Annotated in this window: 20 protein-coding genes; 5 read left to right on the forward strand and 15 right to left on the reverse strand. The window is 67.7% G+C overall.

Features of this window, described 5'->3' with window-relative positions:
- Positions 1-12 precede the first annotated feature (12 nt).
- Complete coding sequence (locus ABE483_RS01530; RefSeq protein WP_346480934.1) at positions 13-258, forward strand: hypothetical protein; 246 nt, start codon at positions 13-15, stop codon at positions 256-258.
- A gap of 30 nt (positions 259-288) precedes the next feature.
- On the opposite strand, the gene ABE483_RS01535 is transcribed toward ABE483_RS01530, so the two are convergent.
- The 15 genes from ABE483_RS01535 to ABE483_RS01605 all read right to left on the reverse strand — a co-directional run bounded on the left by ABE483_RS01535 (position 289) and on the right by ABE483_RS01605 (position 15,454).
- On the reverse strand, positions 289-1,008 hold the full coding sequence (locus ABE483_RS01535; RefSeq protein ID WP_346480935.1) for a GntR family transcriptional regulator: 720 nt from the start codon (positions 1,006-1,008) through the stop codon (positions 289-291).
- 75 nt (positions 1,009-1,083) lie between these two features.
- On the reverse strand, positions 1,084-2,427 hold the full coding sequence (locus ABE483_RS01540; RefSeq protein WP_123729373.1) for an SLC13 family permease: 1,344 nt from the start codon (positions 2,425-2,427) through the stop codon (positions 1,084-1,086).
- Between the two features lie 87 nt (positions 2,428-2,514).
- Positions 2,515-3,432 carry a malonate decarboxylase subunit epsilon gene (gene mdcH / locus ABE483_RS01545; RefSeq protein WP_346466414.1) on the reverse strand — a complete coding sequence of 306 codons (918 nt, stop codon included), beginning with the start codon at positions 3,430-3,432 and terminating at the stop codon, positions 2,515-2,517.
- Complete coding sequence (gene mdcB, locus ABE483_RS01550) at positions 3,429-4,295, reverse strand: triphosphoribosyl-dephospho-CoA synthase MdcB (RefSeq protein WP_346480936.1); 867 nt, start codon at positions 4,293-4,295, stop codon at positions 3,429-3,431. Before mdcB ends, mdcH begins: the two co-directional genes overlap by 4 nt.
- On the reverse strand, positions 4,292-4,930 hold the full coding sequence (gene mdcG / locus ABE483_RS01555; protein ID WP_346480937.1) for a malonate decarboxylase holo-[acyl-carrier-protein] synthase: 639 nt from the start codon (positions 4,928-4,930) through the stop codon (positions 4,292-4,294). The genes mdcB and mdcG overlap by 4 nt, the downstream gene beginning before the upstream one ends.
- A 3-nt stretch (positions 4,931-4,933) precedes the next feature.
- Positions 4,934-5,638, reverse strand: coding sequence for a biotin-independent malonate decarboxylase subunit gamma (gene mdcE, locus ABE483_RS01560; RefSeq protein ID WP_346462447.1), 705 nt, complete (start codon positions 5,636-5,638; stop codon positions 4,934-4,936).
- A complete protein-coding gene (locus tag ABE483_RS01565; RefSeq protein ID WP_346480938.1) occupies positions 5,629-6,525 on the reverse strand; it encodes a biotin-independent malonate decarboxylase subunit beta in 897 nt (298 codons plus the stop codon). Before ABE483_RS01565 ends, mdcE begins: the two co-directional genes overlap by 10 nt.
- Positions 6,522-6,842: a malonate decarboxylase acyl carrier protein gene (gene mdcC, locus ABE483_RS01570; protein ID WP_121036901.1), complete on the reverse strand. Its 321-nt coding sequence runs from the start codon at positions 6,840-6,842 to the stop codon at positions 6,522-6,524. Before mdcC ends, ABE483_RS01565 begins: the two co-directional genes overlap by 4 nt.
- 10 nt (positions 6,843-6,852) lie before the next feature.
- Positions 6,853-8,496, reverse strand: coding sequence for a malonate decarboxylase subunit alpha (gene mdcA, locus ABE483_RS01575; protein WP_346480939.1), 1,644 nt, complete (start codon positions 8,494-8,496; stop codon positions 6,853-6,855).
- Between the two features lie 294 nt (positions 8,497-8,790).
- Positions 8,791-9,396: a DUF2894 domain-containing protein gene (locus ABE483_RS01580; protein ID WP_346480940.1), complete on the reverse strand. Its 606-nt coding sequence runs from the start codon at positions 9,394-9,396 to the stop codon at positions 8,791-8,793.
- Positions 9,386-10,033: an OmpA family protein gene (locus tag ABE483_RS01585; RefSeq protein WP_313218474.1), complete on the reverse strand. Its 648-nt coding sequence runs from the start codon at positions 10,031-10,033 to the stop codon at positions 9,386-9,388. Before ABE483_RS01585 ends, ABE483_RS01580 begins: the two co-directional genes overlap by 11 nt.
- On the reverse strand, positions 10,030-12,435 hold the full coding sequence (locus ABE483_RS01590) for a DUF802 domain-containing protein (RefSeq protein WP_346480941.1): 2,406 nt from the start codon (positions 12,433-12,435) through the stop codon (positions 10,030-10,032). The genes ABE483_RS01585 and ABE483_RS01590 overlap by 4 nt, the downstream gene beginning before the upstream one ends.
- Positions 12,436-12,445: 10 nt before the next feature.
- Complete coding sequence (locus ABE483_RS01595; RefSeq protein ID WP_346480942.1) at positions 12,446-13,123, reverse strand: DUF3348 domain-containing protein; 678 nt, start codon at positions 13,121-13,123, stop codon at positions 12,446-12,448.
- Between the two features lie 78 nt (positions 13,124-13,201).
- Positions 13,202-14,386, reverse strand: a complete 1,185-nt coding sequence (locus ABE483_RS01600) for a hypothetical protein (RefSeq protein ID WP_346480943.1) — start codon at positions 14,384-14,386, stop codon at positions 13,202-13,204.
- A 75-nt stretch (positions 14,387-14,461) separates the two neighbouring features.
- Positions 14,462-15,454 (reverse strand): aldo/keto reductase, encoded by a 993-nt coding sequence (locus ABE483_RS01605; protein WP_346466404.1) that lies wholly within the window; start codon positions 15,452-15,454, stop codon positions 14,462-14,464.
- 234 nt (positions 15,455-15,688) lie between these two features.
- Here ABE483_RS01605 and ABE483_RS01610 point away from each other — a divergent pair, with 234 nt between their 5' ends.
- From ABE483_RS01610 to proP, 4 genes are all read left to right on the forward strand, one after another.
- A complete protein-coding gene (locus tag ABE483_RS01610; RefSeq protein WP_346481054.1) occupies positions 15,689-16,741 on the forward strand; it encodes an alpha/beta hydrolase fold domain-containing protein in 1,053 nt (350 codons plus the stop codon).
- A 116-nt stretch (positions 16,742-16,857) separates the two neighbouring features.
- Positions 16,858-17,271 (forward strand): host attachment family protein, encoded by a 414-nt coding sequence (locus ABE483_RS01615; protein WP_313212149.1) that lies wholly within the window; start codon positions 16,858-16,860, stop codon positions 17,269-17,271.
- Between the two features lie 9 nt (positions 17,272-17,280).
- Positions 17,281-17,610, forward strand: a complete 330-nt coding sequence (locus ABE483_RS01620; RefSeq protein ID WP_346480944.1) for a thioredoxin family protein — start codon at positions 17,281-17,283, stop codon at positions 17,608-17,610.
- 367 nt (positions 17,611-17,977) lie between these two features.
- Positions 17,978-19,465: a glycine betaine/L-proline transporter ProP gene (proP, locus tag ABE483_RS01625; protein ID WP_313212147.1), complete on the forward strand. Its 1,488-nt coding sequence runs from the start codon at positions 17,978-17,980 to the stop codon at positions 19,463-19,465.
- Positions 19,466-19,498 lie beyond the last annotated feature (33 nt).

Here is a 19,498-nt window from a genome sequence, read left to right on the forward strand (position 1 = left end):
TGTTTCCGCACCATGACCACCGCACTGCAGGATCTCGACGCACTTGAGCCGATCGATATCGACGGGCTCAAGGCACAGGGCGTGCCACCGGTCGCCCAGTATCTGGTCGACCAGGAAAAATTCGTGCTGCTCGGGGGGGAGCGGGGGATCTATCGTCTGGCCGGGACGGACACGGTCTGTTACTTCACCAGCCTGGATCAGATCCGCCTGCACCTGTTGGGCCAATCACTGACCCGGATGACGGTGGAGCTGGCATAGCGGCTGTCGTCCGAGCGCGCTGCTGCGCGACTAGAGGCCACCCTGCCGGGGCAGCGGCGCGGGCACGTTCAACTGGCCACCGGCTGCCACATAGGCCGCCAATGCTTCGCCTTGACTGAGCAGATGGCGGTTCATCATCTGCTCGGCGGCTTCGGCATCACGGTTGCGGATGCATGCCATCAAGGCGCGATGCTCGGCCAGTGACTGGGCCATGCGGCCTGGCGTGAGCAACTGGCGGCCGCGATGCATCTTCAGGATGCGATGCAGGTCGTGGGTGACGCGGATCAGCCACGGGTTGCCGGCATGGGTCTGCAGGCTTTCGTGGATCAGATAGTTGTTGCGGTAGTACTCGGCCAGGTCGCCCGCGGCCGCGGCGACTTCCATGGCATCGTGCAGCGCCTGCAACTGGACCACGCCCGCTTCATCGATGCGCTTGACCGCCTCATGCACGCAGCGGCCTTCCAGCATGGCCATCACCGGGAAAAGCTGGTTGAGGTCTTCCAGGGTCAGCCGGGTGACCCGGCTGCCGCGGCCCGCATCGAGCTGCACCAGGCCTTCAGCGGCCAGCAGCTTCAGGCTCTCGCGCAGCGGGGTGCGGCTGATGCCCAGTTCTTCGGCGAGCAGCGGCTCGTCGATCCATTCACCCGGTGGCAGCTCGTAGTCGTAGATCTTCTGGCGCAGCCGCTCGGCCACTTCTTCATAAAGCGGCACGCGTTTCTTGGACAGGCGGGGACCAGGGGCCAGGGGCATGGCAGGGCTTCATGGGCAGGTGTGCAGCATTCTACCGGGTCATGGCGGGCCTGCCGGTGCAGACCCGCCGTGCGCTTACATCCAGCCCGGCACGACGAACAGCAGCCATGCGAGCAGCGGACCGAAGGCCACCACCAGGCCGCTGTAGACCAGGAAGCGACGGAACAGGGCTTCGCGCTCTTCCTTCGCCGCCGAGGCAACCACCAGTGCGCCGTTGGTCGAGAACGGGCTGACATCCACCACGGTGGAGGAGATCGCCAGTGCGCAGATCACACCGGCAGCGCTGAGATGCCCCTGCATCAGGAACGGCACCGCCAGTGGAATCGTGGCGCCCAGCACCGCCGCCGAGGAGGCGAACGCCGAGACGATGCCACCGACGTAGCAGACCAGCAGCGCGCCCAGCAGCGGGATGCCGATCGCACCCACGCCATGGCCGATGTAGTCCACCGCGCCGGCCTGCTGCAGTACGGCCACGTAGGTAACCACGCCGCTGATCAGCAGCACGGTCGACCAGCTGATGCCATCCACCGCGCCCTTCTGCGAGTTCGGCGAGAGCAGGGCCAGCACCACCGCGACGGTGATCGAGACCAGGCCGACGTTGAGGTTGTAGACCAGGGCCGCGATGCCCAGCCCGAGCAGGCCGATCAGGGTGAACACGCGCTCGCGGTTGATGCGCACGTCATCCAGCGCATCCGGATCATTGGAGAGCGTGCCACCGCCCGCCGAGACCAGGGCGCCGTGGCCTTCGATCGCAAACTGGCGCGAGGACGCCTGGCTGCCGGCGATCAACGGCTCGGTCGCGGTTGGTGCGCGACGCATCAGGGCCAGCCCGCCAAAGGCGAAGAAGCAGATGATCCCCATCAGCAGGTTGAAGCCCAGGCTGGTCAGGAACACGGCCATTTCCGTGACTTCCAGGCCAGCTTTCTGCACCACCTGGTTGGTGATGCCGCCATACACGCTGATCGGCGAGAAGCCACCTGCCTGCGCGCCGTGGATCACCAGCAGGCCCATCATCAGCGGGTTGATCTTGTACTGCTTGGCAAAGCGCAGCGCGACCGGGCCGATAATGGCCACTGCGGCCGGGCCGAGCGCACCGAAGGCGGTCAGCACCGCGGTGACGACGAACATCACCCACGGAATGGCGACGATATGCCCGCGCACCGCCTTGACCGCCCAGTGCACGAGCAGATCGATGGTGCCGTTCTTCTGCGCGATGGCGAACAGGTAGGTGATGCCGACCAGGGTCAGGAACAGGTCGCCCGGGAAGCCGGCCAACACCTCCTTGCCCTCCATCCCGACGAACAGGCCGCCGATGATGAAGGCCAGCGCGAATGCCACGGCACCCATGTTGATGGGCAGGGCCGTGGCCACGATGAACATGATCACCAAGCCGATGATCGTTGCGATTTGCGGACTCATGCGCCCTCCCGAGACACTTGATACGCGTGCAGCATGATGGCGACCCGCCATCGAGGGTTACGGGGTGCAACGGTTACCGGCGGACCCTCATGCGCGTGCGCATGCGCGGTCCACCCACTCCAGGACGCCCTCCAGCGTCTGGAAATCCTCGACGGAACGCGCCTCCTGCTGCGGGTGCAGGTCGCGAACCCGGCGGCTGAGCGCCGCGCCCGGGCCCAGCTCCAGGAAGACTCGCCCACCGCGCTCGACCGCCTGCTGCAGCACGTCCTGCCATTGCACCGGCTGGGCGATCTGCGCCGACAACGTCGCCACGACACGGCTGACGTCACTGACCAGGCGGCCATCGATGCCGGCCAGCAGGCGCAACCGGGGTGCGTGCAGTGGGAGTGCGCGCAACGGCTTCTCAAAGCCCTGCGCCGCTGCGGCCAGCAACGGGGTATGCGCGGGCACGTCCACCGGCAGCGGGACGGTCCGGGCACCGTGGGCAGCCACGTCAGCGGCGACGGCCTCCAGCGCAGGCCGCAGGCCGCCGAGGACCACGTGATCGGGCCCATTGACGATGGCCAGGAACACCCCGTGCGTCACGCACAGACGTGCGATGCGACGTTCGTCCAGCCCGATCACCGCCAGCAGGCCGGCATCGGCCGGCGCTGCAGCGTCCATCAACCGGGCACGCTCGCGCGACAGGGCCAGACAGGTGGCCGTGTCGACGCTGCCCGCCACCGCGTGCGCGGCCAGCTCGCCGGCGCTGTAGCCGGCGACGGCGGTGATGGGCGGCAGCTGCGTCTGCAGCGCCGCCCAATGTGCCAGCGCCGCGGCGCAGACCAGCGGCTGGGCCACTGCGTTGTGGAAGCGCGATGGGTCGGCCGCCAATGGTTCGACCGGTGCGCCGAGGAGCGCGCTGGCCAGATCGAGCACCGGCTGCGCCTGCGGATTCCCGCGCACCCGCTTGAACATATCCGGATGCTGGCCGCCTTGACCGGGACAGAGCAGGACCAGGCTCATGCGCGCTCCTGCAGGTGCAGGAACCACGCGCAGGCCAGCAGATCGGCACTGCCGCCCGGGCTGAGCCGACGTGCTTCAAATGCGTCGCACACCGGCCCCAGCCGTGCCCGCCAGCCGGATTCCAGCGCGCCGCCCTCGGCGAGGAAGCGACGTGCCTGCTGCTGTGCAAAGGCCAGCCCGCGTTCACCGCCGCGATGCAGGAGGTTGAGATCGGTAGTGACCGCGACGAGCGACATCAGTGTCTGCACCATCGCGGCCTGTCGGTCAGCGGTGGCGCGCAGGGTGGCCTGCAGGGTGGGCAGGGCGACCTCGCGCAGCAGCGGGAATCCCTGCGCCGCCTGTTCGCGCACGCCGGGGACGCCATGCCGCTGGCGGGCGCGCTGGCCAGGGCTGGCGCTGTTCAACGGTGCGGCGAGCAGCGCGGGCGCCCAGTACCCGCGTACCGCATGACAGACCGCAGTGCCTTGAGGCGCAGCATGCTCGACATGACGCAGACGCGCGGACGCGGCGACCAGCAGGCCGAGACTGAAAATCGCGCCGCGATGGGTGTTGATGCCACCCGTCGCCCGCAGCATTGCGGTTTCCGCCTCGATGCCGAGCATGCGCAGATGATCGAACGGCGCGTTGTGCGCACCGGCGGCGGCGACCGCCACGAAGTAGCCACGCAGCGCGAACAGGCTGCGCAGGAAGGTGGCCGCGTCCATGTCATCGTGGCTGCCGCGGCTCCATGGTGTGACCAGCCCGGGTTTGGGGGCGCAGGCCAGTTCGGCATGCAGGCTGGTGATCGCCATCCGGGCCAGCCGATGCGCAGCCGCCGTGGGGGGGGGCGGTGGCAACGGGGCGGGGCGGGGCACGGCGTTCATGCGGCCACCGGCTGCGTGAGCAGGGCATCGCGTGTGGACAACCAGCAGGCGTCATCCGATTTGACGAGGAGGCGGGCGGCATCGACGGTGTACTCGCGCCAGCTCACGGAACGCCGGGCGGGGAAGCGCAGCTCGCCATCGATGCGCAGGCCATGCTCGCGTTCCCAGCGCCGCATGCGTTCGGTGAGCGCCGCGGCATGGGCGTGATCGGTGGTCTCCCAGAGCAGGTCCAGATCGGAGCCGGCGTGCAGATACGGCAGGCCGGTCAGGCTCTGCCAGGCGAAGCTGCCGAACACGCGGGGCGGCCGGGTGGGTTCGAGCAGGTCGGCCAGCAAAGGGCGCAGTGCATCGCGCCAGGGGGCGGACAGTGCTTTGGCGACCTCGGCCAGCAACGGCGGCGGTGCGGTGCGCTGCACGTAGATGCGTTCGACCCGCAGAGACAGCCGCTGGCGCCGCTCGGCCAAGGGCAACGGCACGCCCAGCCGCAGCTGATCGCCATCAGTGACCGGATCGCGTCGCGCCACGACAAAGGGCAGGCGCGCTTGGGCCCACGCCCGCAGGCGCGCATCCGCGCCCGGGGTCAGCACCTGCCACGGTGCCTGCGGAGCGAGCCAGACGAGGTCGTGACGGCGCATGGTTCAGGCCTCGCCTGCGGCCACGGCAGCGGCGACATCGCGCGCCAACAGGCGGCCACCACGCTCGGCGCCACGGGCGCGACGCTGATCGCCGGAGACAGGCGCGTGGAGCGCATCGACCAGGGCCTGCGCCAGATCGCCCTCCCAGACGGCCTCCACCGCGCCCATGCGTACGTAGTTCTCCACGCCCGGCGCGAACACCGGCGAGCTCTGGCTCAGCGCCTGCAGTTTCTCAAGCGGCTGTTTGGTGACGCGCGCCATCGCGCGCAGATCCATCACGCGCACCTGCGCTTCGGGCAGGGCATAGATGCGGTCGGCCATCAGCCCGAACGACAGGAAACCGCCGCTGACGGATTCACCGTAGACCAGGCTGACCAGCGGCGCACCGCGGCGGCGGGCCAGATCCAGCGTACGCGCCAGGTGCGCGAAGTAGCTGTTGATGCCGAGCATTTCATCGCGGCGCGCCAAACGCTGACCGGCGGTATCGACGAGCATCACGATCGGCCGCTGCGGGTGCGCGCGGGTGCTGGCGAGCACGGTGGCTGCCAGCGCGAGTGCGTGGTCGACGCCGACCTCCAGCTTGTTGGCGGTGCCGATGACGGTGACGTCGCCGGCGGCGGTGGTCGCGGTGCCGCCCAGTACATCGTCCTCGCGGGTGACCGCGTGGCCGAGCGGGAACAGGGCATCGAGCAGCGGCGTCAGTTCCATGGCAGGCTCCGGTTCTTGACGGCGTCAAGGAAGTCAGCGGTGTCAAGCACGGGCAGCTGGTCGGCATCGGCAATGCCCTGCAGGCGCCAGACCTCCAGGCCATCGCGGCAGCCGCCATAGGCGTTGATCCGTGCACCGAGCCGGGCGTGCGCCTGTTCCAGCGCGTCCAGCGGATCCTGCGCCTCGGCATGTACGGCCATCAGCGCCGTTGCGGCATCGGCAAAGGCCTCGATGCGATCCGGCACCAACTGCACCGCGTCGCCGATCAGATAGCGGTGTTTGCCGCCGGTCACGCGCCACACCAGGGCACGGTCGCGCGAGTCGAACTCTTCCACGCCGCGTACGGTCTCGATCACTTCCGGGCCGGACAGCGAGAGACGGCCTTCTTCGGACATCACCACCGCCGTGCAGCAGCGGGCAACGATGCCCATCCCACCGAAGGCGCCGTTGCCGCTGCCGATCAGGGCGAACACGGGAATCCCGGCGGCACGGGTGGCCAACACCGCCCGCATGATCTCGGAGATGGCGACCAGGCCGGCGTTGGCTTCATGCAGCCGCACGCCGCCACTGTCGAGCAGCAGCAGCACCGCCTCCGGGCGCACCGCAACGGCACGCTCCAGCAGCCCGGTGAGCTTGGCGCCGTGCACTTCGCCGACGCCCCCCCCCATGAACTGGCCCTGCTGCGCAGCGATCAGGACATGACGACCGCTCAAGCTGCCCGTGCCCACCACAATGCCGTCATCGAAGGCACCGGGCTGATCCAGCTGGGCCAGGTGTGGGCTGATGATGCGGCGGGCCGGGCCCACGAACTCGCTGAAGCTGCCGGCATCGAGCAGTCCGTGGATACGCTCGCGCGCATCGGCCTCGTAAAAGCTGTGACTGCTCACGCGGCGTCTCCTTCCTGCAGGGTTTCCAGCGCCTGCTGCAGACGCAGGCTGACCACCGCCGGTGTCGCGCCGGCATCGTTGATCGACAACCGCACGTTGCGCAGCGGGTGGCGCGCGGCAAAGTCGGCCAGCACGGCCTGCCAGATGGTGTCGAAGCCGGTGGCCGAGGTGATCACCTCGATCTCCATCGCACCGTCCAGCGGGGTGGGTTCGATCAGCACTTCCAGATTGCCCGAGGCGACCACGCCGACCAGCGCGTGATGGTCGCGCTCGGTGAGATCGTGCTGCCCGGGGAAGCGATAACGCAGGGTTTCCATGGCGTGCCCCTTACCAGTTGCGGAAGCGTTTGGGCGGGTTGTACAACCCACCGGACCAACGCACGAGATCCTTGACCGAGCGCGCGGCAAGCAGGTCGCGGCTGGCATCGCGGGTGCGGATGCCGAGGTCTTCCGGGCGGCGGATGATGCCGCGGTCGCGCAGGTTCTCGACCATCGCGCGGTCACGGCCCAGGCCGACCGCGGTGTAGCCGGCCACGCCGCGGATCGCCTGTTCGCGTTCCTCCGGGCTGCGGCACAGCAGCAGATTGGCGATGCCTTCTTCGGTCAGTACGTGGGTGACGTCATCGCCGTAGATCATCACCGGCGGCAGCGGCATCTTCGCGCGCTCGGCCAGCTCCCAGGCATCGAGGCGGTCGACGAAGGCCGGCGCCATGTGCTCGCGGAAGGTTTCCACCATCTGCACGACCAGCTTGCGCCCGCGTGGCATCTGCCCGGGCAGCGCCGCCTCTTGGCCGGCCTTGAGCCAGGCCGGGCTGGCATGGCGGCGGCCGCGGGCATCCGAGCCCATGTTGGGCGCGCCGCCGAAGCCGGCGATGCGATCACGGGTGGCGGTGGAACTGTTGCCCTGCAGATCGATCTGCAGCGTGGAGCCGATGAACATGTCGCAGGCGTACAGACCGGCGGTCTGCGAGAACGCGCGGTTGGAGCGCATGCTGCCGTCGCTGCCGGTGAAGAAGACATCGGAGCGCGCCTCGATGTAGCGCTCCATGCCCAGCTCGGAGCCGAACGAATGCACGGACTGCACGAAGCCCGATTCAATCGCCGGGATCAGTGCCGGATGCGGATTGAGTGCCCAGTGCGTGCCTATCTTGCCCTTCAGCCCCAGTGATTCGGCATACGTGGGCAGCAGCAGCTCAATCGCCGCGGTATCGAAACCGATGCCGTGGTTGAGGCGCTGCACGCCGTACTCGGCGTAGATGCCCTTGATGGCCATCATCGCCATCAGCACCTGGATCTCGGAGATCTGCGCCGGGTCGCGGGTGAACAACGGCTCGATGTAATTGGGGCGCGGCGCCTCGGTGACGAAGTTGACCCAATCGGCCGGGATGTCGACGCGGGGGAGGGTGTCGACGATTTCGTTGACCTGTGCGATCACGATGCCGCCCCGGAACGCGGTGGCCTCGACGATCACGGGGGTGTCTTCGGTATTCGGGCCGGTATAGAGGTTGCCGTGACGGTCGGCGGCCTGGGCGGCGATCAGTGCGACCTGCGGGGTGAGATCGATGAAGTAGCGGCCGAACAGTTCGAGATAGGTGTGGATCGCCCCGATCTCGATCCGGCCCTCGGCGACGAGATTGGCCAGCCGGCCGCTCTGCGGACCCGAGAAGGAGAAGTCCAGGCGCTGGGCGATGCCGCGCTCGAAGACGTCCAGGTGCGAGGCCAGGGAGAGCACGGATTGGACCATGTGCAGGCCGTGGACCTGCGCGGGATCGAGCTGGGCCAGGCACTCGGCGAGGAAATCGGCCTGCTTCTGGTTGTTGCCCTCCAGGCAGACCCGGTCGCCGGGTTCGAGCACGGTATGCAGCAGGCGGGGAACCTCGGCATGGGGCAGCAAGCGCCCGAGCCCGGCATCGGCGGCCCGCTGCAGCCTTGCCTGGCGGCGATCCGCTAGCGTGTTCCAGTCTCGAGCCATCTGCCGCCTCTGCATAATTACGCTGTAATTACAAAGCTATCACCCGAGTTTGGCCGGGGCAAGAGGCCTGATGAGGCCAGTTCTGGGCCTGTCGTATTCAGTTAGAGCCGACTCCCCTGGCCATCCTCAGCGTCAATGCGCAGAGCGTCGCGGCATCGTTGCTGAGCGGGATGGCTGGCGAACGCGCAGGCATGTTTGTTCAAAGCGCGCAATACCTTGCTGGCGCGACCTCGGCTCAGCGTTGCTCGGGGCAATGTCGTGCGGCCATCAAGGCACGCAGATGGAACGCCTGGATCAGCCCGCTCCCTTTCCCGCACGCGGCCGCCGCGGCTTCGCCCCCCGCGGCACCACTTTCGGCGTCGCCACCAGCACGCCCCACTGATGCAGGTGCTCCATGCCCGACAGCGCATCCAGGTACGCCATGAAATGCGTCAGGTAGCCGGGCGAGGTCTCTTTCATCAGCGTCAAGGCGCGATGGACCAGTACACCGGAGTTCAACGGCCCACCATTGGTGGGCATCTGGGCCAGCGATTGCTTGAGCTGGCTGGCATTGCGAAGCCTGGCCCACGTCGCCCGGACCTCACCCAGCACCGGCAAATCCGGATACGCAGCATTGTGCTGCCCCGTTAATTCCGTGACCAGCGCCTGCAGACCGATGCGTCCCGATGACAGGCCCGGCGCGGTCACTACCGATGCCGACGCCTCGGCAACCCGCTCAGCGTAACCCGCGACCAACGCATCCAGCTTCCGTTGCAACAGCGCCCGCACCTCACCGTCATGCGCTTGCATGCGGGTATGCAACGCCTCGATCATCGCTAAACGCGTGCGGTCCAGCCCGTCGAGCTTGTCCGCTCGCCAGTTCTCGAGAATCTCAGCGGTTGCGACAGGGTTACGGGGCATCCGCGGCCTTGCTCGCCTTGGGTTTCGGGATCGGGGCGATTTCGACGCGGCGGTTCTTGGCGCGGCCATCCTCGTCGGCGTTGGAACTCACCGGCTGCTCCGAGCCAAACGCTGCGGCAAACACCGCATCCGACGGCACGCCTTCGGCGATCAGGGTGCGGGTCACGGTCAATGCACGCTCGGCGGAGAGTTCCCAGTTGTCGGCGAAGCGCCAGTTGCCATCGCGCACCTGCTGGTCGTCGGTGAAGCCACTGACCATCAGGATCTCCTCGCGCGCGGCCAGGTAGCCTTTCAACGGCCCGGCCAGACTCTTGAGGACGTCGGCACCTTCCGGCTGCAGCTGATCCGAGTTCAACGCGAACAGCACATTGCCGCGGATGCCGATGCGGCCATCCACCAGCGTCACACGCCCGGCCGCGAGCGGGCCGGCCAAGGCCTGCTCCAGCGTCTGGCGGCGCTGCACTTCGGCCTGGCGCTGCTTGACCTCTTCATCCAGCCGGTTGGTCAGCTCCAACTGCAGCGCGACCACGCCGACCAGGATCAGTACGAACGCGCCGAGCAGCACCGACATCAGGTCGCCGAAGGCGGCCCAGATCGGCGCGCCTCCGTCGGCCTCGACTTCGATCTCGTCGCTCATGCCGAGGCGGCCCCGGCCTTGCTGCTGCGGCGGCCCGCCAGCTGCTGCAGTTCATCGATGATCTGCTTCTGCGACAGCACGCTGAGGTCGATCACCTCACGCGCCTGGGCCACGTAATAGGCCAGCTGCTCGTCACTGCGGGCCAGCGAACCATCCAGCGAGGCGGCGATCTGGGCCAGGCGCTCGTTGAGGCCGTCGCTGGCAGTGCCGAAGGACTGCACGGCGCTGCCGAGCGCATCGGCCAGGCTCGCTACTTCCACCGCACTGCCGGTGACCTGCGCGGCCACGCTGCCGAGTTTGCCGGTCTCGGCTTCGATGTGGTCGGTGAAGCGCGTGCCAACGCGGTCCATCAGCTCTGCCGAGGTCGAGACCAGGGCATCCACGGCGAAGCGCTGCTCGTTGGCGGCGTGGTTGACCGCATCCAGCAGGGTCTCCACGGTCGCCAGCAGACGGCTGCGTTCTTCCAGCGTGGCGGTGTCGCGGACCAGGCTGTCGGACAGTTTGCTGCGCAGTTCGGCGACCACATCGGCCGCGGCCTTGGGCGCTTCCGACGCCGCCTGGACCAGGCGCGAGATCTCGCTGATCGTCTCGCTGGCGTGCGCCTGTGCCTGCTGGGTGATGTCGTTGGCGGTGCGGGCGAGGGTGTCGCAGATCTCCTGCTGACGGCTGGCGACACTGGCGCCGGTCTGCTCCCAGCGTTCGCCGAGGCTGGCGCTCATGCCGGTGAAGGCGTCGGTCCACACGCTCAGGCGCTGCTGATCGCGTGCTTCCAGTGCGTCCTGCAGCTGGGCATGCGAGTGCTGCATCGCCTCGCCGAGCGACACCGCCTGGGTCTGCAGCGTCGCGGCGGCAGCATCCAGCGCGTGCTGGTGACGCGCGCTCACTGCGGTCGCAGCGGCATCCTGGCGGGCCAGCGCCTGCTGCCAAGCATCGGCAATCTGCGCGGTGGTGGCCTCCATGCGGCTGCCGACCGCGTCGATCAGACCGGCGGCCCGGGCGTCATGCGTTTCGGTAAAGCTGGACAGCGCGCTGCGCAGGTCGGCAGTCAGCGCAGCATGGGTCTGCTGCTGCGCGGCCTGGGCATGCTGCCAGCGCGTCGCAGTCGTGTTGAGCTCGGCCGAGACCGCCTCAAGCAAGGCGCTGGACCGCTCGCCATGCTGCTCGGCGAACGTGGCCAGCGCATTGCGCAGCTCGGTCGCCATGGCTTCATTGATCTGCTGCTGTGCGGACTGGGCCGCCTGCCAACCGTCAGCGGTGCTGACCAGCTTCGCGGAGACCGCATCGAGCAGGCCAAGCGCGCGTTGATCGTGCTGCGCGGCGAATCCGTCCAGCGCGACGCGCAGGTCGGCGGTCAATGCGGTGTTGGTCTGCTGCTGGCTGTCCAGTGCGGCCTGCCAGGTCGCGGCGGTCGCGACGCGGCTGGCGTCGAAGCCCTCGGTCAGGCCGGCCAGCTGGCGCTGTACTGCCTCGGTCACCGTCTCGTGCATGGCGGCGTTGGCGCGGGCGATGCCGGCCAGGGTGGTGTCCATCACCGGCTGCAAGGCCGCGCCAACCGCGCGTGCGCTTTCGGCGACGCTGTCCTTGAGTGACTGCTCGATCGCGGCGGTCAGGCGCGCGTATTCTTCGTCGGCCTTGGCATGGAAGTTCTGCTGGTTGGTCAGCAGCCGCTCGCCCGAGGCGCTGCTCTGCTGCTCGATCGCCGTGGTCATGGCCTGCAGCCGATCCACCAGCGCGGGCATGAGCTCGGCCTGCTGCTGCAGCAGCCGGAAGGCTTCATTGCGCTGCCAGGACTGAGAGTGCGTGTGCAGGGTGGTCGCGATCTCCACGTCCAGCCGCTGCACCGCCTCCAGGCGCTCACGCCGGCACAGGGCCGAGAGCAGGCCGAGCATGGCGGAGGTGGCGACACCGGCAATCGAGGTGCCGAAGGCGACCGCAAGGCCTTCCACCGGCGCACCCAGCGAGCCGCGGATCGCCTGCAGGTCGGTCGCGCTCTCCAGTGCCAGGCCGGTGCCGCGCAGGGTGGCCATCATGCCGAGCAGCGTGCCGAGCATGCCCAGCAGCACCAGCAGGCCGACCAGGTACGGCGTCAGCACCGGGCCGGGCAGGGCGACGCGCTCGCCTTCCACGCGCAGGCGCACGGCATTGCGCAGGCTGGGATGCAGCTGGCCCAACCAGGTGGCGAGCCCGGCGCTGGCGGCGCCCGCACTGGCGCTGGCCGCCGCCAGCGAGGCGGTCGCCTGCCGGTAGCGATACAGCTCGAGGCCACCGGCGAGGTAGCAGACGGCGATCAGCGCGGCGACAGCGAAACCGACCGGATTGGTGCTGGCATAGCCCGCCCCGATCCAGCACACCGCCACAAGGCCAAGCAGGAAAACAACGTAGTGAAGACTGGTTCTGAACATGACGTCCCGGTTAGTGGGTGCGAAGCGCTGCAAGCAGGCCTTCGATCGGTTGAAAACGGATATCCAGCTCGGCCAACAGCAGGCTCTGCATGTCGCGGCGGAACACCTCGAGCCAGGCATCGTCGGTGCCGGCATCGCGCAGGCGCTCGAAATGGACCCTCAGCAGCACCGGCACCTTGGCCAGCAGGCTGTACTCCCGAGCGCTCAGGGTCTGCTCCATCAGCGCGTCCACCTCGGCCAGCCGCGCCATCTCGGGCGAGCGGCGGGTCAACATGTCGCGCAGGCGCCCGCGCAGACGGCTGGTGGCGCTGAGCATGGCGCGCTGGAGGGTGAGATAACGCTCGCCGTACACGGTGTATTCGACAGGGGCGGCGGCACCGTCGGCGTCAACCACCCGGCGAGGCGGCTTGGTGGTCTCAGGTTCCTGAACAATACTCGCCTCCAGCGCCGCGCGAAGGCGTTGGCACTCGGCGTCCTCGTCGGCATCGAAGTCCGGCCCCTCGACCGCGGCCGGCAGCCGGCCATCGAGCGCCTTGGACAACGTCACCGCCCGCGTCCAGTCCACCCACTCGCTGAGCCGGTCTGACAGGGCAGGGCCCGTCGAGGACAGGTTGCTCTCAGCGAGGCGGGCCAGCAGCCGGATGAAGGCCGGGCCCGGGACAGGCGTCCGTTGCGCGGTTTTGGCCATTGTTCCGGTTAAAACGATGAATTTTACACCGTAATGACCGGTAGCCGCCCGGCGCCGGGGTTCAGGCTCGGCCGGCCCTCACTTCGCCAGCAGGGGCCAGTAACCGTCCAGTTGCCTGCGCTGGCGGGCGGTGAGTTCACCGCCCAGCGCCGTCCTGAGCCGGTCTGCTTCAGCGCGGCGGCCGGCCCGAATCGATTCACGCGCCAGCTCCAGGTGGGCGCGTTGGCGCACGCTGAGGTTACCGAAGGGGTCGAACCAGGAATCCAGACGGCGGATATCCTTCACCCCGGTCCAGGTGAATCGTGCCTCGCCGGCGATGGCCGCAATCTGTCTGTAACGCCCGATCGCCTCGGCGCGACTGATGCGGCCCTGCAGCAGGTCCAGTCGTGTCGCCAGCAACTGCACCTCAGCGGCAGCACCACTCCCGGACAGGGCGTCCACCGTTTCGCGCAGGAATGCGTCGTCGCGGTTGCCTGTTTCTGCCTGTCTGCCGAGCAGGTTGAAGCTGGCGACCGCGAAGCGGTACGCCGGCAGTTCCCGTTGGTGGACATCCGCATCGTTCGGGGCACCCAGGCTCGACGGTTGCACCACCACGATGCCGGGCTCATCGGCCAGCACAGCATCGATGTCGCGCTTGTGGAACTCACCGACCACCACGACCACGGTGCCGCCTGGATGCGCCCGCGCGGCGGCCGCGATGCGCTTGGCCTGCAGGAAGGTGCGATACAGGAACAGGCGACGTGGCAGGTCCTGTGCGGTACGTGCCGCTGGGGTGAGGCTCCATTGCGTGGAGCGCGTCACATTGTGGGGATCGTCGGCATGGAAAAGCGTTCGGTGCAATTGCGCCGGCTCGGGGAAGGTCAGGAACTGTTGGAAGCCCCGGATCGGCCGGATTTCAGGAATCGCCTCCAGATCCATGCCGAAGCCCAGTTGGGCGTCTTCCGTCGAGGGATGCCAGTCGAAGGGGCACACGTCAATGTTGCGCTCCCGGGCGAACGGCACCACCACGTCCTGCACTTCGTAGGTGAACTCATAGAAATCGTTACGTGCAAATGCCTCCGGCGATCGCTCTATGCAGATGGCATCGGGCGCAGCGCGATCGAGGAACGCCGCCAGCACCGCGGGCCGATCCTCACGCGCCACGAGCTGCGCGGCATGGTCCACGCCCAGCACGATCACCTGTGTTGCTGTTTCAGGCGGCGCGCTCTTTGCAGGCAACGACAGCATTGCCACTACCACACCCACGACCAACATCCTGTTCATTACGGCTCCTGCGCACACGGTGTGTCGCGCAGGGTGGCAGGCTGCAGGACCGAATGCGGGTGCCAGAAGTTGTAGTCACGGCAACGGCGCGTGCGGGGAGACCAAGCCCTGCTCGCGCAGCGCGCTCCAGAATGCCGGCGGAATCGCGACCTCGGCCAACGCCAGATTCTCCGCGATACGGCTGGGCTGGCTGGCGCCCGGGATCACCGCCGCGACCGCCGGATGGGCGAGCGAGAACTGCAGCGCTGCGGCACGGATATCCACGCCGAACTGCGCGCACACCTGCTGCAGGCGCCCCACGCGATGCAGCACCTCGGCGCCGGCTTTCTGGTACTCATAGTGCGCGCCGCCGGCGAGAATGCCGGAGTTGTAGGGACCACCGACCACGACGCTGGCACCACGCGCTTCGGCCGCCGGCATCAGATTGGCCAGCGCTTCGTGGTGATCCAGCAGGGTGTAGCGCCCGGCGAGCACGAAGCCATCCGGGTCGGCCTGCTGCAGCGCCATCACGCAGGGCTCGACGCGGTTGACGCCCAGGCCCCAACCGTTGATGACACCTTCCTCGCGCAGCCGGGTCAGCGCGGTCGCGGCACCGGACATGGCCTGGTGGAACACGGCGCGCCAGTCATCGCCATGGAAATCCTTGGCCGGGTCATGGATCCAGACGATGTCGAGGCGGTCGGTCTTCAGGCGCTTCAGGCTCTCTTCGATCGCGCGCAGCGTGCCGTCGGCGCTGTAGTCGTAGACGATTCTGTTGGGCAGTCCGTGCTCGAACAGGCCTCCTTTCTCACCCAGATCACGCTGGGCGGTGTCTTCGGTTTCATCCAGCAGGCGACGCCCGACCTTGGTGCTGAGCACATAGGCATCGCGCGGATAGTGTTGCAGCGCTTCGCCTAGGCGCAGTTCGGCCAGGCCGGCGCCGTACATGGGGGCGGCGTCGAAGTAGCGGATGCCGTGGTCCCAGGCGGCGTGCACGGTGTCCAGTGCCTCCTGTTCGGGGATGGCGCGGTACATGTTGCCCAGAGGGGCGGTGCCGAAGCCGACGCGGCCGGGGAGATCAATGCGCATGCGGTGGGGTCCGAGGTTGCAGGCCAGGCAGTCTGCGCGCGGCGTTGGTCCGCAAACACCCGTCCAGCGGCGAAAGACAGTTGCCCTGGGCGCAAGGATCCCGGCCCGGCTGCGTAGCGTCTGCGGTGAGGCAACGATTACTCTGTGACCCGATCTCACAGGGGAGTGCGGAAGATGGGTTGGACCGGGAAGATCGCGCCGATGGCGCTGTGGTTGGCCGCCAGCGGGACCGTCATGGCGGCCACGCCCGCACCTTCAGCCGCGGAGGGCGTGCGGAACGTCCCCGGTTTTGCCTTACCGCTCTCGCCCTATCTGAGCCCTGAAGCACAGGCGGCGATGCGCAGCGCGGTGGTCAACGGTGATCCCGTCGCAAAGATGGACAACGCCACCGTGCTCAAGGAATTGGCAGCGATCCGCAAGGGCGCGGACGCGTGGGCCTACGGAGAAATCCAGGCGCTGCGCGAGCGCTATCCGGTTGAGCTGCACCATGAACGCTGGAACGGCGTGCCGGTGGTGCGGGTCGAGCCGCACAGTGCACCCGCCGACCCGGCGCAGCGGCGGCTGCTGATCGAGCTGCATGGCGGCGCCTTCGTCTTCGGGCGTGCCGACAGTCTCGGCCTGCTCGAGGCGATCCCGGTGGCGGCAATGACCGGTGCCACGGTGGTGGCGGTGGAATATCGGCAGGGGCCCGAGCACCACTTTCCGGCCGCCAGCGAGGATGTCGCGGCGGTATATCGCGCCGCGTTGGAGAAAATGCCCGCGCAGCACATCGGCCTGTTCGGCTGCTCGGCCGGCGGCGTGCTGACCGGTGAATCGCTGGCGTGGTTCGACAAGGAGAAGCTGCCGATGCCGGCCGCGGCCGGGTTGTTCTGCGCCGGCGGCGATGCCCGTTACGGCGGCGACTCGCGCTATGTGGCCGCGGCGGTGACCGACGCCCTGCTGCCGCATGCCGATGGCACGCTGCCGATCATGGAAGATCTGTACTACGGCAAGGTCGATTTCCGGGATCCACTGGTGTCGCCGGTGTTTTCAGATGCGGTACTGGCCCGGTTTCCGCCCACGCTGTTCATCACCGCCACCCGCGCGGCCGAAATGAGCAACGTCGCCTACACCCATTCCCGACTGGTGGACCTCGGCCGCGCGTCGGACCTGCACGTCTGGGACGGCCTGGGCCACGCCTTCCACCTGGACGCGCGCTTGCCGGAAAGCCAGCAGGCCTACCGGGTGATGGCGCGCTTCTTCGCCAGGCACCTGCAGATGCCGCTGCCGGCATCCCCGGGGGAGTAGGGCGCACAGGGCCTGCATACGCTGTGCATACATCCGTATGCACGGTGCTTACATGCCGTTGCCTACGGTGGAACCCGAGTGCACCCGCGCTCGGTTTTCCCCATAAGGAGTAGATGATGAGTCAGCAGATTCCCGAAGGTACCCTGGTCGTTGTAGCCGATGGCGGCTCGGCCCGCGTGTTCACCAACGTTGGCACCGCGCACAAGCTGCAACTCAAGCAGGAGGGGGAACTGCAGCTGCAGGCCGTGAGCGATACCGGCGCATCCGGGCAGGGGCCGTCCGGCTCGGTGCCCCAGGAAATGTCGATTTCCCAGCTCAACGAGGCGACGTTTGCCAAGCAGGTGGCGGCGCAGTTGAACGAAGACGCGTTGAAGAACCGCTACGCGCACCTGATCCTGATCGCCGACCCGCAGACCCTGGGCCGTATCCGCCCGCTGCTGCACAAGGAAACCCAGGAGCGTCTGCTCAAGGATCTGGCCAAGGACTTCACCAACGCGCCGCTGGAGGATATCCAGCGCGCGCTGTCCTGAGAATCGCCCATGACCTTCGTTCGTGAGTACAGCCCATCGGACATCACCCGTGCCGACATCGATGCGGGCAGCGGATGGGTGCTGCTGGAATTCGGTACCGGTTGGTGCGGCCATTGCAGTGCCGCCCAGCCCCTGCTGCAGAAGTTTCTGGGTGGCTACGACGCGACACACCTGAAGGTCGAGGACGGGAAGGGGCGGCCACTGGGCCGCTCCTTTGCCGTGAAGCTGTGGCCGACCGTGATCCTGCTGCGCGACGGCCACGAAATCGCGCGGGCGGTGCGACCGCATGAACGCGAGGATCTGACGCCACTGATCGATGCGCTTGAGAGCGGGCAGTAACACACGGCCCACTCTCAACCGCCGTGCGATCACAGTCAGTACAATCCATTTCCCGCGTTGCGCAGGCGTGTATGCATCGCGTGAAAAGCGCACCCAAACAGCTTGAAACACGCTGTTCCACGCTGCCAGACAGGGCAGTACGGGGCTCGCGCTGGCCAAATGTAGTAACATGGCTCGCTTGATCACCCCCGGGCTATTGCCCGCTTCCTGGTCATCCATCCCGCAGCGTCGCTGAGTCCACGCGGCCGTCCGGGATCGTCTGTTGCAACCCCTCTTCGCGCATCGCGCTGTGTCATCAGAGGCGGTATTTCCTGTGCCGTGCGCGGGACCTCGGGCGCCGTGATGGCCTGCTTCCAGGAGAAAGCAGATGCAGGACCTGCCTGCCGCACACGCTCATTTCGGCTGGTTCAAACGCCGCCGCCAGATGCATGTCGACGAAGTCACCGTCGTTGATCGTCCCATGTTGAAGAAGGCCGTTGGCGCCGCCGCGCTGGGCAACGCGATGGAGTGGTTCGATTTCGGCGTCTACGGCTACCTCGCCGTGACCCTTGGCCAGGTGTTCTTCCCCGACAGCAGCCCGACCGCACAGCTGATCGCCACCTTCGCCACCTTTACCGTCGCCTTCCTGGTGCGCCCGCTGGGCGGGCTGGTGTTCGGGCCGCTGGGCGACAAGTACGGGCGGCAGAAGGTGCTCGCGGCCACCATGATCCTGATGGCCGCCGGCACCTTCAGCATCGGCCTGATTCCCTCGTACGACCGCATCGGGATCTGGGCGCCGGCGCTGCTGCTGCTTGCCCGCATCGTGCAGGGGTTCTCCACCGGCGGTGAGTATGGCGGCGCGGCAACGTTCATCGCCGAGTATTCGACCGACCGCAATCGTGGCCTCATGGGTAGCTGGCTGGAGTTCGGTACGCTGGGCGGCTACATCGCCGGTGCCGGCACGGTCACCGCGCTGCACATGGCCCTGAGCAGCACGCAGATGCTGGACTGGGGCTGGCGCATCCCGTTCCTCGTCGCCGGTCCGCTGGGTCTGCTTGGCCTGTACATGCGCATGAAGCTCGAAGAGACGCCGGCGTTCCGCGCGTATGCCGAAGAGGCCGAGAAGCGCGATCACGAACGCCCCGGCCTGGGCGCGCTGTTCCGTGTGCATTGGGCCCAGCTGCTGATCTGTGTCGGCCTGGTGCTGGTGTTCAACGTCACCGATTACATGCTGCTCACCTACATGCCCAGCTATCTCAGCGTCACGATGGGCTATGCCGAGAGCAAAGGCCTGCTGCTGATCATCATCGTGATGCTGGTAATGATGCCGCTCAATGTGCTGGGCGGGCTGTTCAGCGATCGCCTGGGCCGCCGCCCGATGATCATCGGTGCCTGCATCGCGCTGTTCCTGCTGGCGATCCCGTGCCTGAAGCTGGTCGGCAGTGGCAATGACTGGCTGATCTTCCTCGGGCTGATGCTGCTCGGCGTGGCGCTGGTGTGCTTCACCAGCTCGATGCCGTCCACGCTGCCGGCGCTGTTCTATACGCCGGTGCGCTACAGCGCGCTGTCGATCGCGTTCAATGTATCGGTTTCGCTGTTCGGTGGCACCACGCCGTTGGTGACCGCCTGGCTGGTGGAGCGCACCGGCGATCCGCTGGTGCCGGCGTACTACCTGATGGGCGCGGCGGTGATCGGCGTGATCACCATGCTGTTCGTGCGTGAGACGGCCGGGATGCCGCTGCGTGGTTCGCCGCCGGCGGTGGCCAGCGAGGCCGAAGCCCGTGCGCTGATGCACAGCGACGAGCCGGTCACGGTGGATGCGACCCAGCCGACGCTGCCGGTGGCCGCCGTGCCGGAGGACGCGCGTCCGGCGTAACGCCGGTCCGCGTCCATCATCAACGGCGCACCA

It is taken from the genome of Stenotrophomonas sp. TWI602 (assembly GCF_039674045.1).
Classification (GTDB): Bacteria; Pseudomonadota; Gammaproteobacteria; order Xanthomonadales; family Xanthomonadaceae; genus Stenotrophomonas.

Bases quoted from the DNA above. Each gene is read 5' to 3' on its own strand.
- ABE483_RS01530 (WP_346480934.1), top strand. From the start codon at position 13: ATGACCACCGCACTGCAGGATCTCGACGCACTTGAGCCGATCGATATC.
- ABE483_RS01535 (WP_346480935.1), bottom strand. From the start codon at position 1,008: ATGCCCCTGGCCCCTGGTCCCCGCCTGTCCAAGAAACGCGTGCCGCTT.
- ABE483_RS01540 (WP_123729373.1), bottom strand. From the start codon at position 2,427: ATGAGTCCGCAAATCGCAACGATCATCGGCTTGGTGATCATGTTCATC.
- mdcH (WP_346466414.1), bottom strand. From the start codon at position 3,432: ATGAGCCTGGTCCTGCTCTGTCCCGGTCAAGGCGGCCAGCATCCGGAT.
- mdcB (WP_346480936.1), bottom strand. From the start codon at position 4,295: ATGAACGCCGTGCCCCGCCCCGCCCCGTTGCCACCGCCCCCCCCCACG.
- mdcG (WP_346480937.1), bottom strand. From the start codon at position 4,930: ATGCGCCGTCACGACCTCGTCTGGCTCGCTCCGCAGGCACCGTGGCAG.
- mdcE (WP_346462447.1), bottom strand. From the start codon at position 5,638: ATGGAACTGACGCCGCTGCTCGATGCCCTGTTCCCGCTCGGCCACGCG.
- mdcC (WP_121036901.1), bottom strand. From the start codon at position 6,842: ATGGAAACCCTGCGTTATCGCTTCCCCGGGCAGCACGATCTCACCGAG.
- mdcA (WP_346480939.1), bottom strand. From the start codon at position 8,496: ATGGCTCGAGACTGGAACACGCTAGCGGATCGCCGCCAGGCAAGGCTG.
- ABE483_RS01580 (WP_346480940.1), bottom strand. From the start codon at position 9,396: ATGCCCCGTAACCCTGTCGCAACCGCTGAGATTCTCGAGAACTGGCGA.
- ABE483_RS01585 (WP_313218474.1), bottom strand. From the start codon at position 10,033: ATGAGCGACGAGATCGAAGTCGAGGCCGACGGAGGCGCGCCGATCTGG.
- ABE483_RS01590 (WP_346480941.1), bottom strand. From the start codon at position 12,435: ATGTTCAGAACCAGTCTTCACTACGTTGTTTTCCTGCTTGGCCTTGTG.
- ABE483_RS01595 (WP_346480942.1), bottom strand. From the start codon at position 13,123: ATGGCCAAAACCGCGCAACGGACGCCTGTCCCGGGCCCGGCCTTCATC.
- ABE483_RS01600 (WP_346480943.1), bottom strand. From the start codon at position 14,386: ATGAACAGGATGTTGGTCGTGGGTGTGGTAGTGGCAATGCTGTCGTTG.
- ABE483_RS01605 (WP_346466404.1), bottom strand. From the start codon at position 15,454: ATGCGCATTGATCTCCCCGGCCGCGTCGGCTTCGGCACCGCCCCTCTG.
- ABE483_RS01610 (WP_346481054.1), top strand. From the start codon at position 15,689: ATGGCGGCCACGCCCGCACCTTCAGCCGCGGAGGGCGTGCGGAACGTC.
- ABE483_RS01615 (WP_313212149.1), top strand. From the start codon at position 16,858: ATGAGTCAGCAGATTCCCGAAGGTACCCTGGTCGTTGTAGCCGATGGC.
- ABE483_RS01620 (WP_346480944.1), top strand. From the start codon at position 17,281: ATGACCTTCGTTCGTGAGTACAGCCCATCGGACATCACCCGTGCCGAC.
- proP (WP_313212147.1), top strand. From the start codon at position 17,978: ATGCAGGACCTGCCTGCCGCACACGCTCATTTCGGCTGGTTCAAACGC.